This is a genomic window from Pseudoalteromonas sp. P1-13-1a (genome assembly GCF_001401875.1).
In the GTDB taxonomy this organism is placed as follows: domain Bacteria; phylum Pseudomonadota; class Gammaproteobacteria; order Enterobacterales; family Alteromonadaceae; genus Pseudoalteromonas.
This window is the reverse complement of sequence record NZ_LKDV01000020.1, coordinates 15,742-38,134: the sequence shown is the minus strand read 5'-3', so window position 1 is coordinate 38,134 and position 22,393 is coordinate 15,742. Positions and strand designations below refer to the sequence as shown.

Below are 22,393 nucleotides of genomic sequence, written 5' to 3'. Positions count from 1 at the left end.
ATAGCAGCTAATATTGTGTGTAAATTAAGCGGCAAACTTTAAGAGTTTGCCGCTTTTGTTTTTGGAGAAGCCAAATTATTGCCGCTTAGCGTTGCTACTAAGCTAAACGCCTTGATCTATCACGATAAAATAGTATTAAGAATAAAGTTTTAAGGTATTTATTTTCAAAGCGTTGCAATGGATATTAGACCGTAACTGGTTTATAGTTTGTAACTGGAATAGAGCTTGCAATAAAAATAGATTGTAATAACAAATGTAGATCAGCTGTTTGGCTGGTTACGGCAAGAATAATTAATGTTGAGCAGCTTAATAAATAGCAAAGCATTTAACATTTACACATTAAAGGATCAGCATGCGCGGTTTAGCTTCACTTATTATATTAGCGTCTGCATTGGTAGTAACTCCAATTTACTCTCAAGACAGCACCCAATTAAAGGGGCCAAAAGGCGCTGACTATGGTGCGCAAGGGCGATCAATAGGGCCTATAAAGCCAACCGATACACTATGGCGTATTGCTGCCAAAGTACGCCCAGATAATTCAGTTAGTATCTACCAAGTTATGCAAGCCTTGTATAACAAAAACCCTAATTCATTTTTAGAACAAAACCTAAACCACATGCAAAGTGGTGCCTATTTAAAAATACCCACTTTAGCGGAAATTAGACGCGTAGATCCACAGCTTGCTAAACAGCGCTCAGAGCAAGACGACGCGCTGTGGGAAAAAAAGAAAAATGGCACACTAACCACGAGTGAAATTAACGCTGCGCAAACTAAAGTTACTCAAGCACGTAAAGCCGATGTTGACGACGCTAAAAAAGAAATTCAAAAAGAATTAAATGAAATAAAAACGCAGCAAGGTAATAAACTTGTAGAGCTGCAGCAGCAATTTAAAAGTTCGGTTAATAATGTAGAAGAAATATTAGCTGAAAATAATAATCTCAAAAAGCAACTGTCGGGCATTTCAAAAGAACTAGCTAATGTAAAAGAGCAACTAGGCCAAGACAGCGAAATTCAAAAACAGTTAAAAGAACTCATTGAAAAGCAAAATGAAATAATTGCGCAACAAAAAGTACAAGAAGTACCAAAAGAAGAACCTTTTGACTTAGGCGCTTTCATGTCTAAACCGCTTGTACTTATTTTATTAATGACCATTCCTGCATTATTAATTATTTTTGCTGTGGTGATGTTTTTACGTAAGCGCACCAACAAAGATGAGGAAACGCAAGATGACGACGACTTTCTACCACAAACGCCCAGCTTTACCGAAGGCGAGCCGCAAAGTAATGATGCGCCAGACGATCCAATCATTCCTGACCCTCTTGATGATTTAGATATTCAACTTGATGACAATCATAGCGACGATATTTTGCCAGAGGGTGATATTGCATTTGACGATTCTCTTGATGATGCGTTAGACGAGGAGTTTTCTGATACTGAAAACTTGCTCGATCAAGACGAATTAGAAAGCTTATTAAGTGATGATATTGTTTTTGATGATGAAGGCGGTGCAGGAGACGAGTTAGATATTTTCATGCAGCAGGGCTTTGATGAGCCTGTAGATGAGAAACCAGAGGATGAAATTGACCTCGATTTAGGTGATGCAAAAGAGTCAGACGATATTTTAAGCAGCGATGATCTTGACGATTTATTTGATGAGGACGATAGCTTACCTGAAATTGACTTGCCTGAGGTTGAGCAACCGAGTGCTGATAGTAATGTCGAAAGCAATGATGAGTTGGCCGCCTTAAGCGAAGAGCTTGCCCAAGAAGAAGGCGATGACTTTGATATTGATGAATTATTAGATCAACAAGCTGATACAGACTCACCAAAAGACGATGACTTTGACTTAGACGACATAGACAGCTTAATTGATGAAGCGAGTGATACCACCGATACGGCCTCTGCTGATGCACTTGTTGAAGAAAACGACGACTTTGATTTAGGTGACATTGATAGCCTAATTGATGAAGCGGGCGACACACCAGATGAAACCCCAGCTGATGCGCTCGTTGAACAGAGCGATGATTTTGATTTAGATGACATAGACAGCCTAATTGATGAAGCGGGCGACACACCTGATGAAACCCCGGCTGATGCACTCGTTGAAGAAAGCGATGATTTTGATTTAGATGACATAGACAGCCTAATCGATGACGCGGGCGACACACCTGATGAAACCCCAGCTGATGCGCTCGTTGAAGAAAGCGATGACTTTGATTTAGATGACATAGACAGTCTAATTGATGAAGCGGGCGACACACCTGATGAAACCCCGGCTGATGCACTCGTTGAAGAAAGCGATGACTTTGATTTAGATGACATAGACAGTCTAATTGATGACGCGGGCGACACACCTGATGAAACCCCGGCTGATGCACTCGTTGAAGAAAGTGATGACTTTGATTTAGATGACATAGACAGCCTAATTGATGAAGTTGAAGATTCACCTGCAGCTCAAGTAACAACAGATAATGATACAGAGCGAGATATAGATAGCGCTTTGGCTGATTCTGTTGAAGAACTGGCTGATGCACAGAGCGATTTTAACGAAGATGATATTGAAACTTTAGCGTCTTCACTTATTGATGAACCAGAGCTAGGAGAACCTGAGCTTGTAGAAGAACCTGAACTTGTAGAAGAACCAGAGCTTGTAGAAGAACCAGAGCTTGAAGATGAGCCTGATCTTTTAGAAGAACCAGAGCTTGAAGATGAGCCTGAGCTTTTAGAAGAAACTGAGCTTGAAGATGAACCTGAACTTGTAGAAGAGCCAGAGCTTGAAGATGAGCCTGATCTTTTAGAAGAACCAGAGCTTGTAGAAGAACCTGAGCTTGAAGATGAACCAGAGCTTGTAGAAGAACCTGAACTTGAAGATGAACCAGAGCTTGTAGATGAGCCTGATCTTTTAGAAGAACCTGAGCTTGAAGATGAACCTGAGCTTGAAGATGAGCCTGATCTTATAGAAGAACCTGAGCTTGAAGATGAACCAGAGCTTGTAGAAGAATCTGAACTTGCAGAAGAACCAGGGCTTGAAGAAGAACCTGGACTTGTAGAAGAACCAGAACTTGTAGAAGAGCCTGAGCTTGAAGAAGAACCTGAACTTGCAGAAGAGCCTGAGCTTGAAGAAGAACCTGAACTTGTAGAAGAACCTGAGCTTCTCGAGGAGCCTGAGCTTCTCGAGGAGCCTGAGCTTGAAGAAGAGCCTGAGCTTAGTGATGATTTGCTTGAAAACACCGTCTTCACAGATAGTTCAGAAACATTACTTGACCCAGAAGATGCGCAGGGTGAGTACACTGACGATACCCTAAAAAGTGTTGATGAATTACTCAGTGAACTAGAGCAAGCTACAGACGAAGACTATGTTGAAAACCCTGATTGGGCACTTGATGACCTTGATGATGATATTGAAGAGGTAGAGGTCGATTTAGGTGACGATCCGCTAGATTCACAGGAAACACCAGCGAATCCGCTTTTAGATACTCAACCTGAAAATGAGGTTGTAAATGATACAATCAGCGATGATATAGACTTTTCAGATGAGAAGAGAGACGCGTTAGATGTAACAGAACAACAGCAATACTTACCTGATGAGTTATTGGGCGATGAGCTTGATGGTGAGGCTACAGGCATGCAGCCAAGCCAAGCTGAACAAGACTTAGCAAACGCACTTTCGGGCAATGAATTAGATAGCCTAGAAGACGACTTTGATGATGAATTACTCATTGATAATGATTTTTCAGAGCTGGAATTAGAGCCACAGCTTGCCGCTGAAGAAATCGGTGAAGATGATAGCCGGGCTCAAACGGATTTATCGGCGGATGAATTAACGGATGTCGCAAGCGAGCTAGATTTACCTGAAAATACGGATGAAGACAAAGGGGTTTTCGATGACGATTTACTGCAAAGCATTGATGGGTTAGACGAAGAGCTTAATGCATTATTAGATGAGCAAGTCACCCCAAGCGAAGAGCTTGATGAATACCCTGAATTAGAGCTTGATAACGACGATTTTGATTTAGATGATCAGCAATCATATAGTCCCCAAGAGTTGCAAGGTGATGAACTTGATGGACAGTCAAGCGGTATGGCCCCAAGCCAAGCTGAGCAAGATTTAGCGAATGCACTTGCTGGTAACACTGGTATTGATGCATTAGATGCTGACTTAGATGACGAGCCGCTGATTGACGATGATGTTGAGACACCTCTCTCGCAAGAGGAGTCTTTCAGTGAAGAGCAGATTACGGACAGCAAGCAAGAACAGCCTGATTTTGACGATGCAATTTTAGAACAAGCACTTTCTGAAGACGTTGAAGATGAAATAACAAACTCGCAGATAGAAGCTGAGCTAACGCAAGCTCCTCATGAGCAAACTAATGAAGAGGTTATACCCGACGAGCAGCTAGACGATGAGTTTATGGCTGATCTAACGCAAACCGATTTTGATGCGTTACTCAGTGAACTAGCTGAACCAGATGAGTTAAATTTAGAGGACAGCAGTGAATTTGACGTCGATTTCGATAGCTTACTTAATGAAGATTTAGATAGTGAGATTGAAACGAAAGCGGTTCAAGATAACCCTATACAAGATACAGAGCAGCCTACTGCCGACGATTTTGTTGATATTGATGCGCTACTCGAACAAAGTGACGACTCGGTACTTGAGCACGAACCTTATGACGAAGTTAATATGGATGTAGGGTTAGGTGATTTTGAATCCTTACTTGCTGGAGACAATCCTACAGATGTTGACTTAGAGAGCGGTGGTTATTCTGCCAAGCTCGATTTGGCGAGGGCGTATATTGAAATTGACGACTTTGACTCAGCATTAAAAGTGATTGAAGATGTTATTGAAAGTGGCCCTGAAGATGTGCAAGAAGAAGCCCAAAGCTTAAAAGCAAAATTAAAGTAGCGTTGTAAACGCGATTTGAGCCGCAATAAGGTAATTATTGCGGCTTTTTTGTAGGTATTTATTGGATCACAACACACTGGCTTTTATTGCACCGCGAGATAGCATAAAATGCCTCGTTCATTAGCACAGTAGGTAAAGCAGTAATTATGCGAGTAGCACTTGGAGTTGAATACAACGGCGCGCGTTACAGTGGGTGGCAACGCCAGTCTCACGTAAATAGCGTACAACAAGAAGTAGAAAAAGCGTTATCGCGCATTTGTAATCATCCGGTTGAAATAGTGTGCGCGGGGCGCACAGATGCTGGGGTGCATGGCACTGGCCAAGTTATCCACTTTGAAACTCATGCTCCGCGTGAAATGGTGGCGTTTACCATGGGGATGAATACGCTACTACCTAAAGACATAGCAATTCGTTTTGCACAGCCCGTAAGTGAAGACTTCCATGCACGTTTTAGCGCAACAGCGCGTCGTTACCGTTATGTTATTTATAATTACGCCTACAGGGGCGCAGTGATGAATGAAGGGGTTACACATTTTCATCACCCACTTGATGAAACAAAAATGCAAGAAGCGTGTCAGTACTTAATTGGTGAGCATGACTTTACTTCTTTTAGAGCACTGCATTGCCAAGCTAATACAGCAAACAGAACAATTCATCATTTATCGGTACAGCGACAGGGTGATTACGTTATTATTGATATTAAAGCGAATGCTTTTTTACACCATATGGTGCGCAATATTACCGGCTGTCTAATGGATATAGGCTTACATAAACATCAGCCAGTGTGGTTAAAAGAGCTATTAGATTTAAAAGAGCGCGCTAAAGCCAGTGCCACGGCAAAAGCGGCAGGGTTGTACTTAGTGGATGTTGATTACCCAGCGCATTTTAACATTCCTAAAACGCCGTTAGGGCCATTATTTTTACCTGATACGGAATGTTAGTGCTGAATTTATAAGCGTTTATCTAACTACTAAGACCAGTTTTTTATACCGTGTTTGTGTAATTCATGTTTTAATTGAAAAAATCTGTCTGCTACTTATTAGCAGGCTCGCGACACAGAACAGCATTAAGAGAGTTGCAAATGAGTTGGTTAGAAAAAATCTTACCTAAAACGACTAAGTCATCAGGTCGTAAAGAAATTCCAGAGGGCGTTTGGGCTAAATGTACAGCTTGCGATTCAATTTTATATAAAGCTGAACTAGAGAAGTCATTAAACGTATGTCCTAAATGCGACCACCACATGCGTGTGAGCGGCCGTAAGCGTTTAGAGCACTTTTTAGATGAAGCCGACCGCACAGAGCTAGGTACTGAGCACGAGCCTAAAGATGTATTAAAGTTTAAAGACTCAAAAAAATACTCAGATCGTATTAGCGCAGCCCAAAAAACAAGTGGCGAAAAAGACGCACTAGTAGCGATGAAAGGCCGCTTAAAAGGTATTCCTGTTGCAGCGGTTGCTTTTGAATTCTCATTTATGGGTGGTTCAATGGCTTCGGTTGTAGGTGCACGATTTGTTGATGCCGTAGACCAATGTTTAGAGCACAACATGCCATTAGTGTGTTTTTCAGCTTCAGGTGGTGCACGTATGCAAGAAGCACTTATGTCGCTTATGCAAATGGCTAAAACCAGTGCTGCACTTGCTAAAATGAGCGAAAAAGGCCTGCCGTTTATATCAGTTATGACCGACCCAACCATGGGCGGTGTATCAGCATCACTTGCGATGTTAGGTGATATAAACGTTGCAGAGCCAAAAGCCTTAATTGGTTTTGCTGGTCCGCGCGTTATTGAACAAACAGTACGTGAAACTCTGCCTGAAGGTTTTCAGCGTAGTGAGTTCTTATTAGAGCACGGTGCGATAGACATGATTGTTGACCGTCGCGAAATGCGTGACACGTTAGCACGTGTGCTTGCTAAATTTATGAACTTGCCTTCTACTGAACAAGAGCATAGAGTAGCGTAAATTTCAGCTTTACTGATTACACGCTATGACAAATATAATTCCTAGCCAATCATCAAGCCTTGATGATTGGCTTTGTTATTTAGAGAGTGTTCACCCTGCAAATATTGAAATGGGCCTCGAACGCGTCGCTACTGTTGCAAACAACATTGGCTTATTAAACACTTCCAGCAAAATCATTTTGATTGGCGGCACAAACGGCAAAGGGACAACAGCACGCTGTTTAGAGTCTTTATTGTTGGCTCAAGGTTATTCTGTTGGCACTTATGCCTCTCCTCATTTAATTAAATACAACGAGCGTGTGCGCATAAATGCTCAAGAGCTTGAAGATCAATACCATGTTGATGCCTTTAACACGCTAGAGCAAGGTCGCGGTAGCACGGCACTGACGTATTTTGAATATGGCACTCTTGGTGCATTAGCTATTTTTAAGCGTTTTGAGGTTGATTATGTGCTGCTTGAAGTTGGTTTGGGTGGGCGTTTTGATGCCACCAATATCGTTACACCTTATGCAAGTGTGATCACCACTATCGATTTAGATCACAAAGAATACCTAGGCGATACACGCGAGCTGGTTGCTTATGATAAAGCAGGTATATTTCGTGAAAATACGCCAGCTATTATTGGTGATTTGAACATACCCCACACTATGACCGATTACGGCACTGAGATTAAAGCCAATATGGTTATATCGGGCACTGATTTTATATTCAAAGAGCACCCAGCGCATTTCACATGGCAATATAAGCATTATGATCTGGCGTTAGACAAACCAGCAATTCCTGCACAAAATGCCGCAACGGCTTTAACTACTTTAGCAGTGTTAAATTTACTACCAAGCGATGAGGTAATTAAACGTTGTTTAGCTAATTTAGTTGTTGAGGGCCGATTTCAGCAACTCAATACTACACCTTTAGTGTTTACTGATGTTGCGCACAATCCCGAATCTGCTCGTTATTTAGCACTAAAGCTTGCAAGCTATAAAGATAAAGGCTTTAAAATTCATGCATTAGTCGCTATGCTTGCTGATAAAGATAAAGCGGGTGTACTTAAAGAGGTAAGCTCTGTAATTGATCAATGGTCTCTTACTAGCTTACACATACCACGTGGCGATAACGTTGAAAATATGGCCGCCGCGTTGCAAACTATACCTCATACAGGCACGCATGAACGCTATAATAGTGTGCACGATGCGCTTAATGTAATTATGCCTACACAGCAAAGTGATACGCTTTTAATTGTGTTTGGGTCATTTTTTACTGTTGCAGATGCTATAAACTACTTTAAAAAATAGAGAGAAAGTCGGTGAACTCAGGTTTTATAAATCGTTTAGTTGGAACCAGTATTGTGGTGATCGCAGCAATTGTGTTTATTCCTAATATACTCGATGGCGAAAAGGTCCACTATAAAGAGGGCTTTAAAGCTATTCCTGAACGCTCTGAGTTTAAAACTATCGACCTTCAAGAGTCTATAGATGAAAAAGTAGCGCAAGCCGAGCCCTTAAAGCAAGCGCCAATAGAGAATGTAGCTGCTGATGACGACGTGCTCACAAGCCAAGAAAGCAAATTCGCGGCAGATCGAGAAGTAGTCGAGGGCAGCATAGAAGGTGAGAGTGTGCCAAGCAAACCTGTTGCTAAAGTGCCAGAGCCTGTCAAAGCCAACCCTATTGCGCCACGCAAGAGTGAAGAAAACCTCACTGATATGGCCTATGTAATTCAGCTTGGTAGCTTTTCTCATGCGGCTAATGTAAAGGCTTTACAAGCAAAGCTCAAAGCAAAAGGCTTTAAAACGTTTACAAAGCCCATCAAAACGCCTAATGGTACATTGACTAAAGTGTTTGTGGGTCCTTCGCTTGATAAGGCTGAGCTTACTAAAAAGTTACCTGAGCTAAAAGCGCTGACCAAGCTCAACGGCAAAGTAACGCAATATACCGTCACTCACTGATTTTTAAAGGCCTTACTTAGTAAGGCCTTTTTAATTTAGCGCTAAAAAACACACCTCTTAAATGTTAATTTTTTGTATTAGATAGTTGCTGGTTATCTCCCGCTTTAACTTGCATATTTAGGAGGTTTGGGTATAGAATGCGCCCCAAAATAGCGACTAATTGGTTAATATGATCTGGGTTGATTACGCCATTCTTGGCATCATTGCACTGTCTACCATCATAGGTTTAATACGCGGCTTCGTTAAAGAAGCTATGTCATTAGCAGTATGGGGTTGCGCATTTATCATCTCTAGTTTGTTCTACCAATATTTAGCTTCCTTCCTAACAAGTATTTCTGAACCCCTTTTAAGAAATGCGGCGGCCATTGCCATACTCTTCTTTGCGACGCTACTGTTAGGCGGTTTACTAAACTACATTTTAGGTGAGCTTGTACAGCGTACTGGTTTATCTGGCACCGATCGTGTCTTTGGCATTGTTTTTGGTGCGCTACGAGGCGTGTTGGTCGTGAGCGCGTTACTCTTCTTTCTTGATGCTTTTACTGGTGCACCAAACACGCACTGGTGGGGCAATTCTATTTTGATTCCAGAATTTGGCTTTGTTGTTGAATGGTTTTTTTCGTACCTAGAAAACAACTCGAGCTTTTTAAATTCAGTAAACCGTTAATCGGCGAGGATAAATTACATGTGTGGTATCGTTGGGATAGTCGGAACATCTCCTGTTAATCAGGCGATTTATGATGGCTTAACTGTTTTGCAGCACCGAGGTCAAGATGCCGCGGGCATCATTACCATTGAAAACAATACGTTCAGCTTGCGCAAAGCAAATGGCCTAGTAAAGGATGTGTTTCACACCCGCCATATGAAGCGACTACAAGGCACAATTGGTATTGGCCACGTTCGTTACCCTACTGCTGGCTCGTCAAGTTCATCTGAAGCGCAGCCGTTTTATGTTAATTCACCATTTGGTATTGCGCTTGCGCACAATGGTAATTTAACGAATGCTGAAACGCTCAAGCAGCAATTGTTTTCAGAAGCGCGTCGCCATGTTAATACAACGTCAGACTCAGAAATACTGCTTAATATTATGGCGCATGAGCTGAGTAAATCTGACAAATTACATTTAGACGCTGAAGATATATTCACCGCAGTAACCGAAGTAAACAACAAGGTTACAGGTGGCTACGCCGCTATTGCGATGATTATTGGTCACGGTGTTTTAGCATTTCGTGACCCTAATGGTATTCGCCCGCTGGTATTTGGTAAGCGTGAAACGCCTAAAGGCACTGAGTACATGTTTGCATCAGAAAGCGTAGCACTAAAGCCTGACGGCTTTGAATTTGTGCGAGATGTAGCGCCAGGTGAAGCTATTTATGTGACTGAAGACGGTCAATTTCATTCACAAAGTTGTGCAGAAAAAGCCTCTTATGCGCCCTGTATTTTTGAGTTTGTTTATTTCGCTCGCCCTGATTCAACCATCGATCGTATGTCGGTTTACGCAACGCGTGTAAACATGGGTACTAAACTGGGTGAAAAAATTGCGCGTGAGTGGAGCGATAAAGACATTGATGTAGTTATCCCAATTCCTGAAACCTCATGCGATGTAGCATTAGAAATTGCCCGCATGCTTGATTTACCTTACCGCCAAGGCTTTGTTAAAAACCGTTATATTGGTCGTACATTTATCATGCCTGGCCAAGAAATGCGTAAAAAGTCAGTGCGTCAAAAGCTAAATGCGATTGACCGTGAATTTAAAGGTAAAAACGTTTTACTGGTTGATGATTCAATTGTGCGCGGTACTACTTCTGCGCAAATTGTAGAAATGGCCCGTGAAGCCGGAGCAAAAAATGTGTATTTTGCCTCAGCCGCTCCTGAAATCCGCTTCCCGAATGTGTATGGTATTGATATGCCCTCTGCAGCAGAGCTTATTGCACATGGCCGCGAAGTTGAAGACATTAACCAAAGCATCAGTGCTGATGGCTTAATTTTTCAATCGCTAAACGATTTAATTGAAGCGGTGAGCCAAGAAAACCCAGAAATTACTAAGTTTGAAACCTCTGTATTTGATGGGCAGTACATCACCGGCGATATTGATCAAGATTACCTAAATCATATTGATCAACTACGTAACGACTCGGCTAAAAGCAACCGCGAAAATGCCATGTCATCAGGCCTTGAAATACATAATCAAGATGCCAACGAAGCTGACTAATGTGTAACTAAACATAATCGACATAAAAAAAGGAGCTAATTAGCTCCTTTTTTGCGAAGGAAAGAAAGGGAACACTTCATATCAAACAACGTGGTTGATTAGGTAAACATTGGACTCACAATACCGTTAGTCCAAAGAATTGCGGTTACAGCTAAAATTATTACCAATAAAATTAGCCCGCAGGTGACAACAGAGCTGGCATAAATAAAGCCGCGCTCTTGCGGAATATGCATAAGTATTGGCACGCCCGTATACAGTAAGTACACCGAGTAGGCTAGGGCAATCATACCTACGCAAACAACAAACCACAGCTCAGGTAAAAAAGCGGCTAAGGCCGACATAAACACAGGTGTAGCAGTATAAGCGGCAAGCTCAAGCGTTTGTGTAAACGTAGGTTTAGCACCAAATGTAACGGCCATCCAATGGGCTAAATAGGCCAAAGCAAACACTCCGGCTATTAACGCACCATACATAGCCACGGCAATTAGCAGTGCGCTTTCATGCGTTAAAAATACTGGGTTGCCTGCACCAATACTCCAGCCTAAATACACCGATGAGTAATACCCCATAATCGATGGAAATAATGCAATAAGTAAAATATGCGACAAGCTGTAAGTTAGGCTTTCGTGGCGGTTATCTATTGTTTGCCATTCTTCGAGTGGATGAGCATAAATGCCCCACAGGTGATTCAGTATCATAGCGGTACTCCATAAAAGGAACGGTTTACTGTTGGTTATAATTTATTTTTAGTTTGTTTTTTATACAGCACTTATATTTATGGTTTAGTTCAGATATAAAGTCAAGTTAACTGCTTATTAACATTTTAAGTCAGTTGTTTTTGCTTGTTTTATTCTTCGTTATTTTTCGTGTTAAAATGGCGTTTTATTATTTGAAGTAACGAGCAGCCCTGTGCCACATAGCGAACTTTTAGCCCCTATTAATAATTTTTTATTGTGCGAAACCCCGAATGCCTGGGTAGATGAAGCAGTAAAAAAAGAGAATTTATCGGTTATCTTAATCGACCATTTAATTTGTGAGTTAAAAGCAGCGCAAAGTGCAATGTTTTTAATCCGTAAGTACGCGGTCGATAAAGACAGCAGTGATGCATTACTCGAATGGCTAAAACCTTTTGAAACACTTATTTATAAGCGTGAAGGCAATTGGCGTGATTTGGCGGCTAAAAATAAACTGACAAAATCTATTATTCCAAAGTCAAACTCGCCATACGGGCAAGATTTAATTGATAAAATGGTGATGCTAATAAAAGAAGAGTTACATCACTTTTACCAAGTGCTCGAAATAATGGACGAATATGGCGTAGAGTACCGAAGTATCACACCGTGTCGCTATGCTAAGGGGATGCTACGTAACGTTAAAACGTTTGAACCTAATGCTCTCGTCGATAAGCTTATTGTAGGCGCTTATATTGAGGCTCGCTCGTGTGAGCGTTTTGCAAAGCTTGCGCCGCATGTTGATAAACGCTTAGGCGATTTCTATATTTCGTTGCTTCGCTCTGAGGCACGCCATTATCAAGATTACTTAACACTGGCACAAGAAATTGCTGATTTTGATATTACTGAGCGAGTCGACTTTTTTGGTAAAGTTGAGGCTGATTTAATTACCAGCCCCGATGAAGACTTTAAGTTTCACAGTGGTGCACCTGCACAAGTCACTAACTAAATCGGTGCTATTTGCTCTTCAAGCGCACTGGCTAGTTTGGTGCGCTACTTCTTTCTATAAAGTCTATAAGTTCAAGTGCTGCACTTTGAGAAAAACCATGTTTCACCAACACTTTTTTTGCGGTGCCATTGTATAAAATAGCGGTAAAGCCTTGCTCAAGTGCGTCCCTTTTATGTTTTGCATTAGGGTCAGATTTGGGAAACATTACATGGAGTTGGTGGTGCTCTAAATCCGGCGAAATATATTCAACTTGTGGCGCGCCGGGCTCATTAAGCTTTTCGGTGTTTTTTAACCAATATTCCCCCACTTCTTTAGTGCCTGCAACTAAGTCTATCCGTCCTTTTTGTAGCATGTATAAACTATTAATTAACCCACGAGTGGAGGTTACAGCCAGGCCATTACTTTCAGAAAAAGCCTCGCTAACTGCATAGCCAACGCCTTTACAAATACTGTATGGCTGTAAAGAGTTCATACTGCCGTCATAGTTTATTTGCCTGCCTTTGAGCTTAAATAAGCCGACATATACGTTAGCCAGCGGGCGTGAGTAGTAAAAAAGCTCAGTGCGAGATTGTGTAAAAAAAGCGCCTAAAATTGCATCTTTTTTATTTATTTTGGTTAGCTTTAGGGCTCTGTTCCAACTGGTAAACTCTATATCGTTATCAATATTTTGATTTATTAAAGCCGCTTTAATTAAGGCTGTCACCCAACCATTATCCATTAATCGCTCACCAATATAAGGAGGAGAGTTTTCAGCGACGAGTTGCCAATTTTCAGAGGCGTACCCTTTGGAAAAAATGCAACAAAGCAATAAGCAAAAAATAGCTTTATTCATATATCCTTATCCTATTACCAAAAAGTACTTAAATAATAGTCAGGATTTGAGATTATGCGAAGGGCGTATTAATAAGTTTTTGACTGTCTGGTGTAACCACTAAGTATGAGCCCTGAGTATACCAATCTCCAAGCACAGTGCGTGTTAGTGTTTGCTTACCTACAGTGTACTTATGCACATTAGGGCGATGCGTGTGCCCGTGTATCATGTTGCTCACATTGTGTTTTGCAAACATCGCCAGTACGGCGTCATCAACTACGTCTAAAACTTCTATGGGTTTGTCGGCTTGACTTAATTTACTTTTTTCTCTGGCATTACGCGCAATTTTTTTTCTGTAGCAAAGTGGCATTGCTAACATTAATTTAGGCCACCACCAGCCACGGCTTTTTTTGCGAAACTTTTGATACTCTATATCTTGAGTACACATTTCATCACCGTGCAAAATAACAGTGGGTGTGCCATACAAATCTATAACTGTTTGCTCGTTTAGCAATACCATACCAGCGCGTTTAGCGTATTGCTCACGCATAATAAAATCACGATTACCATGTATAAAGTACACTGGCGTTCCGCCATCTTTAACGGCTTTTAAATGTTTTGCAACTTCACTGGCCAATTCTGTTACGTAGTCATCCCCAACCCATACTTCAAAAAAATCACCTAAAATATACAGTGCATCTACGGGCTTACCGAGAATATGCGTATTTATAAAGCGATAAAAGGCCTCGCTAATATCTGGGCGGTTTTCACTTAGATGTAAATCTGCAATAAAGTAGGTTTGAGAAGTCATAAAGGCATCTAGTTAGGTTAAATAAAAGCGGGCGAATACATTAATGTACCATGCCCGCTTAATTACTCAGTGTAAGAGTGAACGTTTAGCTTACAGTAACGTTTTCGATGATTACATTTTCAAGCGGTACATCTTGGTGAAAACCAGCGCTGCCTGTTGCTACACCTTTAATTTTATTTACTACGTCCATGCCCTCAACTACTTCTGCAAATACGCAGTAACCCCAGCCTTGCGACGTTTCGCTGCTGTGGTTTAAAAAGTCGTTGTCGTTAACATTAATAAAGAATTGGGCCGTTGCTGAATGTGGATCAGGCGTACGTGCCATTGCTAATGTACCTACTTTATTAGATAGGCCATTATTAGCTTCGTTTTGAATTGGGTCGTTAACGTCTTTTTGTTCCATACCAGGTACAAATCCACCGCCTTGCACCATAAAGCCGTCAATTACGCGGTGAAAAATAGTGCCGTTGTAAAAACCTGAGTTTGCGTACTCTAAAAAGTTTTTAACTGTGTTTGGAGCTTCTTGCTCAAACATTTTAATGGTGATGTCACCAAAATTAGTGTGTAGAACAACCATGTGGTTTCCTATATCTGGTTTAATTAGTCGCGCTATTTTATCTTAGTTAACTAAGATAAACAAAGTGCTTGTTCAATATATCCAAAGCTGCTCAGGGTATATACTTGTGCGTTTTACAGGGGGTTAATATCGAGGTGGTATTTTGTCGTTGTTGTATTTTCTCTCAATATGTAGCTATGCACAGAACAAAAGCCCGTTGAGCAATAAACAGGGTGATTTAAAACCGATTTTTACAGTGTTATTAATTTTAACAACAGAACCTCTCTGACACACAATCAAGGCCTAACCTAAATTGGTTTTAATTCCAGCTTAAACAACTGTATTGAAGAGGTTTGGGTATAAAAAGCGCTAGAGCGGGGGCTTTTCAAGTGTTAACATAGCCAACTCAGCAAACAGTCAAGGACTTAAAGTAAATGGTACAAATATACAACACACTCACGCGACAAAAAGAGCAGTTTAAACCTATGGTCGAAGGCAAAATCGACATGTACGTGTGTGGTATCACCATTTATGATTTTTGTCATATCGGTCATGCGCGTACATTTGTCGGGTTTGATGTTATTGTCCGCTATCTTCGCCATCTTGGTTACGACTTAAAATACGTACGTAATATTACCGACGTAGATGATAAAATAATTAAACGCGCAAACGAAAATGGCGAGTCAATTAATGACCTAACTTTGCGTATGACCAAAGCCATGCACGAAGACTTTGATAGCCTAAACATGTTGCGCCCAGATATTGAACCGACGGTTACAAACCATATGGACGAAATCATCGAAATGGTTGAGCGCTTAATTGCAAAAGGCCATGCGTACGTAGCAAACGACGGCGACGTGCTTTTTGATGTTTCTACGTTTGAACAGTACGGCGCACTATCGCAACAAGATTTAAGTATGCTCCAAGCAGGCTCTCGCGTAGAAGTTGCACAAGATAAAGACGATCCGCTTGATTTTGTATTGTGGAAAAAAGCAAAAGCAGGCGAACCTTCTTGGTCATCACCGTGGGGAGAAGGGCGCCCAGGTTGGCATATAGAATGTTCAGCAATGAGCTCAAAGCATTTAGGCGAGCATTTTGATATTCACGGTGGCGGCTCTGACTTACAGTTTCCGCACCATGAAAACGAAATTGCCCAATCATGCTGTGCAAACAATGGTAAGTATGTAAATACGTGGATCCACACCGGTATGGTACAAGTAAATAAAGAAAAAATGTCTAAATCATTAGACAACTTTTTTACTGTGCGTGAGGTATTAAAAACATATGATGCTGAATCGGTTCGTTACTTTTTAATATCAGGGCATTACCGAAGCCAGCTAAATTACTCGCAAGAGAATTTAGATCAAGCACGCTCATCACTTGAACGTATTTACACAGCACTTCGTGGTGTAGAGCCATTAGCGTGCGACATTGAAAGCAATGAGTACGTGGCTAAATTTAGAAAAGCGATGAACGATGACTTTAATACACCAGAGGCGTTACCGGTTTTATTTGAACTGGCTAAAGAGCTTAACCGTGTTAAAGACACCGATACACAGCAAGCAGGGCAATTAGCATTTGTGCTACGCAGCATAGGCGAAGTACTTGGCGTTGCTCAGCAAGCACCAGAATCGTTTTTGCAAGGTGGGCAAGATGATGATGAAGTAGCCACTATCGAAGCGCTGATTGTAAAACGTAACGAAGCGCGCGCAAATAAAGACTGGGCCGCCGCTGATGAAGCACGTGATGCACTCAATGCACTCGGTGTTGTGCTTGAAGACTCAGCCGGTAAAACAACGTGGCGTAAAGCGTAAACGTGTTAAAATAGTTTTTAAACTAAAAAGGGCTGCCAGCTGGCAGCCCTTTTTATTGGTATCAGTTAAATGCTTAACTGTGGTATTTTTCACATGCTTCAAGTGTGTTTTCAATCAAACTTGCTACAGTCATTGGCCCAACACCACCTGGTACAGGAGTAATAAAATCAGCTTTTTGCTCTGCAATGCTATACTCAACATCACCGACTAATTTACCTGTATCTAAACGGTTAATACCTACATCAATCACAATCGCGCCTTCTTTTACCCAATCGCCCGGAATAAATTCAGGTTTACCTACGGCCACTACTAATAAATCTGCACGGCGAACATGGGTTTCTAAATCTTGTGTAAATTTATGGCATACCGTTGTAGTACAGCCGGCAAGTAGTAACTCAAGCGACATAGGGCGACCAACAATATTAGAGGCGCCAACCACTACCGCATGCATTCCCTTGTAACGCACGCCTGTTGAATCAAGTAAGGTGATAATCCCTTTTGGTGTACATGGGCGAAGCGCCGGCATACGTTGCGCTAAGCGGCCAATATTGTACGGGTGAAAACCGTCTACATCTTTATGGGGTGTAATGCGTTCTAAAATCTTTTCTGCATCGAGGCCTTCAGGTAGCGGTAGTTGTACTAAAATACCATCTACTTCGCCATCGTTATTTAGCTCATCAATTAATGCTAGTAGTTCTTCTTCGCTGGTTTGCGCAGGTAAATCAAATGACTTTGAAATAAATCCTACTTCTTCACACGCTTTGCGCTTAGAGCCAACGTAAACTTGGCTTGCAGGGTCAAGCCCTACCAGTACTACTGCTAAACCAGGTGCACGTAAACCGTTTGCAACGCGCTCGCTTACGCGCTCAGCCACTGCACTACGTACTTGTTTTGCGATTGCCTTACCATCAATGATGTTTGCCGTCATGGGGGACCTTTAATTGGGGTTAAATAAACTTCGATACTTATATTCTAAAAGCACCAGCATATAAAGTGGGGTGTATGCAAAAAATTAATTTTATTAATGCTTTTTTAATATGCAGGCTATTTTCGCAGAAAAGGCCCGAAGCGCCAAGGTGCTTTTAAGTTATAAACCGGTGTTTTCAAAAAAAGCGTCTAAATTTCAGCTGGATTTTGCAATATTTAACCATTATGAACTAAAAATGACCGATTGATTTATTTTATGCAAAAAACGTTTGACCTCTCTTAGGCAAATCACTATTATGCACCCCGTTGTCAACGAGGTCACTCGCAGACAATCGTAAGCATCGGCGATTAGCGCAGTTTGGTAGCGCACTTGGTTTGGGTCCAAGGGGTCGCAGGTTCAAATCCTGCATCGCCGACCACTTCTTTTATTTTTATAATTGAAAAGCTTACTGGCAAACTATGAAGTTTTCGATGCGCCCGTAGCTCAGCTGGATAGAGCAACGCCCTTCTAAGGCGTTGGTCGAAGGTTCGAATCCTTCCGGGTGCGCCATTTGAAAACAAAGTAAATACCGTGGTGATTGTAGCTCAGTTGGTAGAGCCCCGGATTGTGATTCCGGTTGTCGTGGGTTCGAGCCCCATCAGTCACCCCAATTTACTTCGAGTATCGGCGATTAGCGCAGTTTGGTAGCGCACTTGGTTTGGGTCCAAGGGGTCGCAGGTTCAAATCCTGCATCGCCGACCACTTTCTTATAAGTGGCTTTAAATTCAACATTTAAGTATTCAACATAATTATCGGCGATTAGCGCAGTTTGGTAGCGCACTTGGTTTGGGTCCAAGGGGTCGCAGGTTCAAATCCTGCATCGCCGACCACTTTCTTAACCTTAAAGAAAGTAAACGAGTAATCACTCAGCAATAACGTCTATTTACTTCCTACTAAAATATCGCTTTAACGTACTTGTTAGTCTGTTTTTTACGCAGTTAGTCTCGTTCGTAGCTAAACTAGTCCAAATAATTGCCCCCTACACTCGACTATCATAATTATTAGGTTATAATGCTGCGTCTATTGTTTAACATAGTGCCCGAAGGGCAGAGCAGCAATGGGATCTCATGGTAGTGACGGATGCTTTTTAGTGAAAAATCGCTTTAAAATTTATCAAGACTCATGAAGATTACTTTGTTTGTAAGGAAGGCGAACAGTCGCCAAAATTGAATATTGAGGTAAATCATGCAAGTTTCTGTTGAGACGACTCAAGGCCTTGAGCGCCGTCTGACCATCACCGTTCCTGCAGAGAACGTTGAGACCGAAGTAAAAAAACGCTTACAACAACTGTCAAAAACGCAGCGTATTGATGGCTTCCGTGCTGGTAAAGTACCAGTTTCAGTAATTAACAAGCGTTTTGGACCTGCGGTTCGTCAAGAAGTAGCTGGCGAAGTAATGCAGCGTAATTACATTGAAGCAATTGTTTCTGAAAAAATTAATCCAGCTGGCGCACCATCATTTGCACCAAAATCACTTGAAGCAGGTAAAGATTTAGAATTTACTGCAACATTTGAAGTATACCCTGAAATTGAAGTTCAAGGTTTAGACAAAATTGCAGTAGAAAAACCAGCTGTAACAGTAACTGACGAAGACTTAGCAAACATGCTAGAAACACTTCGTAAGCAACACGCTTCTTGGGCTGATGTTGATGCAGCCGCTGGCGAAAACGACCGTGTAACAGTTGATTTCGTAGGTACTATTGACGGCGAAGAGTTTGAAGGCGGCAAAGCTGAAGACTTCCCACTTGAACTTGGCCAAGGTCGTATGATCCCAGGTTTCGAAGACAACATCGTTGGCAAAAAAGCAGGCGAAGAAGTCGTTGCTGATGTAACTTTCCCTGAAGATTACCACGCTGAAAATCTTAAAGGTAAAGCAGCTCAATTCACTATCACAGTGAAAAAAGTTGAAGCACAAGAGCTACCTGAATTAAGCGAAGAGTTTGCAACTAAATTCGGTGTTACCGAAGGCGGTGTAGACGCGCTTAAAGAAGAAGTTAAAAAGAACATGACACGTGAGCTAGACCAAGCGGTTAAAGCTAACGTGAAAGACCAAGCAATTAAAGGTCTTTTAGAAAACAACGAAATCGAAGTGCCTAAAGCACTTGTTGATCAAGAAGTTGACGCATTACGTCAGCAAGCAGCTCAACGTTTTGGCGGCGACGCTAAAAACATGCCTGAGCTTCCAGCTGAATTGTTCCACGAGCAAGCAGTAACTCGCGTTAAAACTGGCCTATTACTAGGTGAAGTGATCAAAGCAAACGATATCAAAGTTGATGATGAAAAAGTTGAAGCATTAATTGCTACAGTTGCATCTGCTTACGAAGATCCAACTGAAGTAGTAGAATACTACAAATCAAATGATCAACTTATGCAGCAAATGCGTAATGTTGCAATGGAAGAGCAAGCTGTTGAAGCTATTTTAGCTAAAGCAAACGTGTCTGACGTTGAAAAAGCATTTGATGACATCATGAATCCTCAGCAAGGTGCTTAATAAGTCATTGACTTAAGCGCTCGCTAACGATTAAATGGCTCGTGTTACTCTGTTTATGCAGTGTGCCCGGGCCATTTTAGTTTGTGCCCCATAATTTGCGAAAAATGATAACTATGCTTCCTTTAGTAAGAAAAAGCATAAGCGCATAAGGAATTAAAAAAGTATGAACACTGGTATGACAGATCCCCTAAATGCATTAGTCCCTATGGTTGTTGAACAAACAGCTAAAGGTGAGCGCTCGTATGACATTTATTCGCGTCTATTAAAAGAGCGAATTATCTTTTTAACGGGCCAAGTTGAAGACAACATGGCAAACCTAATTTTAGCGCAAATGCTATTTTTAGAATCAGAGAACCCTGAAAAAGATATCTTTTTATATATTAATTCACCAGGTGGTTCGGTAACCGCTGGTATGGCAATTTACGATACAATGAACTTTATCAAACCAGATGTAAGTACTATTTGTGTTGGCCAAGCTGCAAGCATGGGTGCATTCTTGCTTACTGCTGGCGCTAAAGGTAAGCGTTTTTGTTTACCAAACTCACGTGTAATGATCCACCAGCCGTTAGGTGGTTTCCAAGGTCAAGCATCTGACTTTGAAATACACGCAAAAGAAATTCTGTCTATTAAAGACAAACTTAACCGCTTAATGGCAGAGCATACAGGCCAGCCACTAGAGGTTATTTCACGCGATACTGACCGTGATAACTTTATGAGTGCATCACAAGCTGTAGATTACGGCCTGGTTGACTCAGTGTTTACAAATCGCGAAAGCAAGTAAGCGTGTAGGCAAGCAAATAATTGCTTGCCACTTTGAGTTACTATGCGAAAACCAGTAAATTTTGGTATAGTTAAAAGCGAATTTGAAATAGTTGCCAACCTTATTTGGCAGCCAACGTATAAAAGAGGTAGCTGAATGTCTGACACTCCTACAGACGGCGACAAAAGTAATAAATTGTTATACTGCTCTTTTTGTGGCAAAAGCCAACACGAAGTGCGTAAATTAATTGCAGGTCCTTCAGTATACATTTGTGATGAATGTGTAGAGCTGTGTAACGATATTATCAGGGAAGAAATCAAAGACATTGCTCCTAAGCATAATTCGTCTGATAAACTACCTGTGCCAAAAGAAATTCGTAATCACTTAGATGACTACGTAATTGGTCAAGACCATGCTAAAAAAGTATTGTCTGTAGCGGTATACAATCACTACAAGCGCCTACGCAACCAATCTACAAAGCAAGAAGTAGAACTAGGTAAAAGTAACATTTTGCTTATTGGCCCTACAGGTAGTGGTAAAACATTACTGGCAGAAACACTTGCGCGTTTACTTGATGTACCGTTTACTATGGCAGATGCAACTACATTAACCGAAGCAGGTTATGTAGGTGAAGATGTAGAAAACATCATTCAAAAACTACTACAAAAATGTGATTACGACGTAGAAAAAGCCCAGCGTGGTATTGTTTACATTGATGAAATTGACAAAATTTCGCGTAAATCAGATAACCCATCTATTACACGTGACGTGTCGGGTGAGGGCGTACAGCAAGCGCTGCTTAAACTAATTGAAGGCACGGTTGCCTCAGTCCCACCACAAGGTGGTCGTAAGCACCCGCAGCAAGAGTTTTTACAGGTTGATACCTCTAAGATTTTATTTATTTGTGGTGGTGCATTTGCAGGCCTAGATAAAGTAATCGAACAGCGTAGCCACAAAAATACCGGAATTGGCTTTGGTGTAAACGTTAAAGAGTCAGCGTCGAGCCGCTCTTTAAGCGAAACATTTAAAGACGTAGAGCCAGAAGATTTAGTGAAGTACGGCTTAATTCCTGAATTTATTGGTCGTCTACCTGTTGTTGCTACATTAACTGAGCTTGATGAAGCGGCACTTGTACAAATATTAAGTGAACCTAAAAACGCCATTACTAAACAGTTCTCTGTATTGTTTGGTATGGAAGACGTTGAGTTAGAGTTCCGTGACGATGCACTAAGCGCTATTGCTCACAAAGCAATGGAACGTAAAACAGGTGCTCGCGGACTTCGCTCAATTGTTGAAGGCGTGCTACTTGATACCATGTATGAACTTCCATCAATGGATGACGTAAGCAAAGTGGTTATAGATGAAACCGTGATAAAAGGTGAATCTGACCCAATCTTGATTTATGAAAATAATAATCAAGATAAAGCTGCATCAGAGTAGTTTTTAAGCTATTTGTATAAAAAAGGAGCCTTAGGCTCCTTTTTTTATAAT

At 41.4% G+C, this 22,393-nt stretch carries 17 protein-coding genes and 5 tRNA genes; 17 read left to right on the top strand and 5 right to left on the bottom strand.

Translation table 11 applies throughout. The annotated features are described in order from the left end of the window. Nucleotides 1-352 precede the first annotated feature (352 nt). From AN391_RS13065 to purF, 7 genes are all read left to right on the top strand, one after another. Nucleotides 353-4,906 (top strand): FimV/HubP family polar landmark protein, encoded by a 4,554-nt coding sequence (locus AN391_RS13065; protein ID WP_055015806.1) that lies wholly within the window; start codon nucleotides 353-355, stop codon nucleotides 4,904-4,906. A 146-nt stretch (nucleotides 4,907-5,052) separates the two neighbouring features. Further along, nucleotides 5,053-5,847, top strand: coding sequence for a tRNA pseudouridine(38-40) synthase TruA (gene truA / locus AN391_RS13060; RefSeq protein ID WP_055015805.1), 795 nt, complete (start codon nucleotides 5,053-5,055; stop codon nucleotides 5,845-5,847). 140 nt (nucleotides 5,848-5,987) lie between these two features. Further along, the gene (accD, locus tag AN391_RS13055; protein WP_055015804.1) at nucleotides 5,988-6,863 is read left to right on the top strand and encodes an acetyl-CoA carboxylase, carboxyltransferase subunit beta; all 876 of its coding nucleotides are present in this window, start codon (nucleotides 5,988-5,990) and stop codon (nucleotides 6,861-6,863) included. A 25-nt stretch (nucleotides 6,864-6,888) separates the two neighbouring features. Next, nucleotides 6,889-8,154, top strand: a complete 1,266-nt coding sequence (gene folC / locus AN391_RS13050) for a bifunctional tetrahydrofolate synthase/dihydrofolate synthase (protein ID WP_055015803.1) — start codon at nucleotides 6,889-6,891, stop codon at nucleotides 8,152-8,154. Between the two features lie 11 nt (nucleotides 8,155-8,165). Further along, nucleotides 8,166-8,804, top strand: coding sequence for an SPOR domain-containing protein (locus AN391_RS13045; RefSeq protein ID WP_055015802.1), 639 nt, complete (start codon nucleotides 8,166-8,168; stop codon nucleotides 8,802-8,804). A 169-nt stretch (nucleotides 8,805-8,973) separates the two neighbouring features. Then, nucleotides 8,974-9,468 (top strand): CvpA family protein, encoded by a 495-nt coding sequence (locus tag AN391_RS13040; RefSeq protein WP_055015801.1) that lies wholly within the window; start codon nucleotides 8,974-8,976, stop codon nucleotides 9,466-9,468. Between the two features lie 18 nt (nucleotides 9,469-9,486). After that, nucleotides 9,487-11,013, top strand: coding sequence for an amidophosphoribosyltransferase (gene purF / locus AN391_RS13035; RefSeq protein ID WP_055015800.1), 1,527 nt, complete (start codon nucleotides 9,487-9,489; stop codon nucleotides 11,011-11,013). 98 nt (nucleotides 11,014-11,111) lie between these two features. Here the strand turns inward: purF and AN391_RS13030 are convergent, their stop codons facing one another. After that, nucleotides 11,112-11,711 (bottom strand): Yip1 family protein, encoded by a 600-nt coding sequence (locus AN391_RS13030; RefSeq protein WP_004586887.1) that lies wholly within the window; start codon nucleotides 11,709-11,711, stop codon nucleotides 11,112-11,114. Between the two features lie 211 nt (nucleotides 11,712-11,922). On the opposite strand from AN391_RS13030, the gene miaE reads away from it, so the two are divergent. After that, entirely contained in the window at nucleotides 11,923-12,693 is a 771-nt protein-coding gene (gene miaE / locus AN391_RS13025) for a tRNA isopentenyl-2-thiomethyl-A-37 hydroxylase MiaE (protein ID WP_055015799.1), read from the top strand. A gap of 31 nt (nucleotides 12,694-12,724) precedes the next feature. On the opposite strand, the gene AN391_RS13020 is transcribed toward miaE, so the two are convergent. From AN391_RS13020 to AN391_RS13010, 3 genes are all read right to left on the bottom strand, one after another. Continuing rightward, entirely contained in the window at nucleotides 12,725-13,525 is an 801-nt protein-coding gene (locus tag AN391_RS13020) for an ABC transporter substrate-binding protein (RefSeq protein ID WP_055015798.1), read from the bottom strand. Between the two features lie 52 nt (nucleotides 13,526-13,577). Beyond that, nucleotides 13,578-14,315: a UDP-2,3-diacylglucosamine diphosphatase gene (locus AN391_RS13015; protein WP_055015797.1), complete on the bottom strand. Its 738-nt coding sequence runs from the start codon at nucleotides 14,313-14,315 to the stop codon at nucleotides 13,578-13,580. Between the two features lie 85 nt (nucleotides 14,316-14,400). Next, a complete protein-coding gene (locus AN391_RS13010) occupies nucleotides 14,401-14,892 on the bottom strand; it encodes a peptidylprolyl isomerase (protein WP_024032242.1) in 492 nt (163 codons plus the stop codon). A 413-nt stretch (nucleotides 14,893-15,305) separates the two neighbouring features. On the opposite strand from AN391_RS13010, the gene cysS reads away from it, so the two are divergent. Then, nucleotides 15,306-16,685, top strand: coding sequence for a cysteine--tRNA ligase (gene cysS, locus AN391_RS13005; RefSeq protein ID WP_055015796.1), 1,380 nt, complete (start codon nucleotides 15,306-15,308; stop codon nucleotides 16,683-16,685). 73 nt (nucleotides 16,686-16,758) lie between these two features. On the opposite strand, the gene folD is transcribed toward cysS, so the two are convergent. Next, nucleotides 16,759-17,613 carry a bifunctional methylenetetrahydrofolate dehydrogenase/methenyltetrahydrofolate cyclohydrolase FolD gene (gene folD / locus AN391_RS13000; protein WP_055015795.1) on the bottom strand — a complete coding sequence of 285 codons (855 nt, stop codon included), beginning with the start codon at nucleotides 17,611-17,613 and terminating at the stop codon, nucleotides 16,759-16,761. A gap of 341 nt (nucleotides 17,614-17,954) precedes the next feature. On the opposite strand from folD, the gene AN391_RS12995 reads away from it, so the two are divergent. From AN391_RS12995 to clpX, 8 genes are all read left to right on the top strand, one after another. After that, nucleotides 17,955-18,031, top strand: a tRNA-Pro gene (locus tag AN391_RS12995). A 54-nt stretch (nucleotides 18,032-18,085) separates the two neighbouring features. After that, nucleotides 18,086-18,162: transfer RNA gene (locus AN391_RS12990), tRNA-Arg, on the top strand. A 24-nt stretch (nucleotides 18,163-18,186) separates the two neighbouring features. Beyond that, nucleotides 18,187-18,262: transfer RNA gene (locus tag AN391_RS12985), tRNA-His, on the top strand. Between the two features lie 15 nt (nucleotides 18,263-18,277). Next, a tRNA-Pro gene (locus AN391_RS12980) sits at nucleotides 18,278-18,354 on the top strand. A 51-nt stretch (nucleotides 18,355-18,405) separates the two neighbouring features. Then, nucleotides 18,406-18,482 (top strand) — tRNA-Pro (locus tag AN391_RS12975). Between the two features lie 355 nt (nucleotides 18,483-18,837). Then, nucleotides 18,838-20,142 (top strand): trigger factor, encoded by a 1,305-nt coding sequence (gene tig, locus AN391_RS12970; protein ID WP_055015794.1) that lies wholly within the window; start codon nucleotides 18,838-18,840, stop codon nucleotides 20,140-20,142. A 163-nt stretch (nucleotides 20,143-20,305) separates the two neighbouring features. Next, nucleotides 20,306-20,923 carry an ATP-dependent Clp endopeptidase proteolytic subunit ClpP gene (gene clpP / locus AN391_RS12965; protein ID WP_055015793.1) on the top strand — a complete coding sequence of 206 codons (618 nt, stop codon included), beginning with the start codon at nucleotides 20,306-20,308 and terminating at the stop codon, nucleotides 20,921-20,923. Nucleotides 20,924-21,058: 135 nt separating this feature from the next. Next, nucleotides 21,059-22,342, top strand: a complete 1,284-nt coding sequence (gene clpX, locus AN391_RS12960) for an ATP-dependent protease ATP-binding subunit ClpX (protein ID WP_004586896.1) — start codon at nucleotides 21,059-21,061, stop codon at nucleotides 22,340-22,342. Nucleotides 22,343-22,393: the final 51 nt, after the last annotated feature.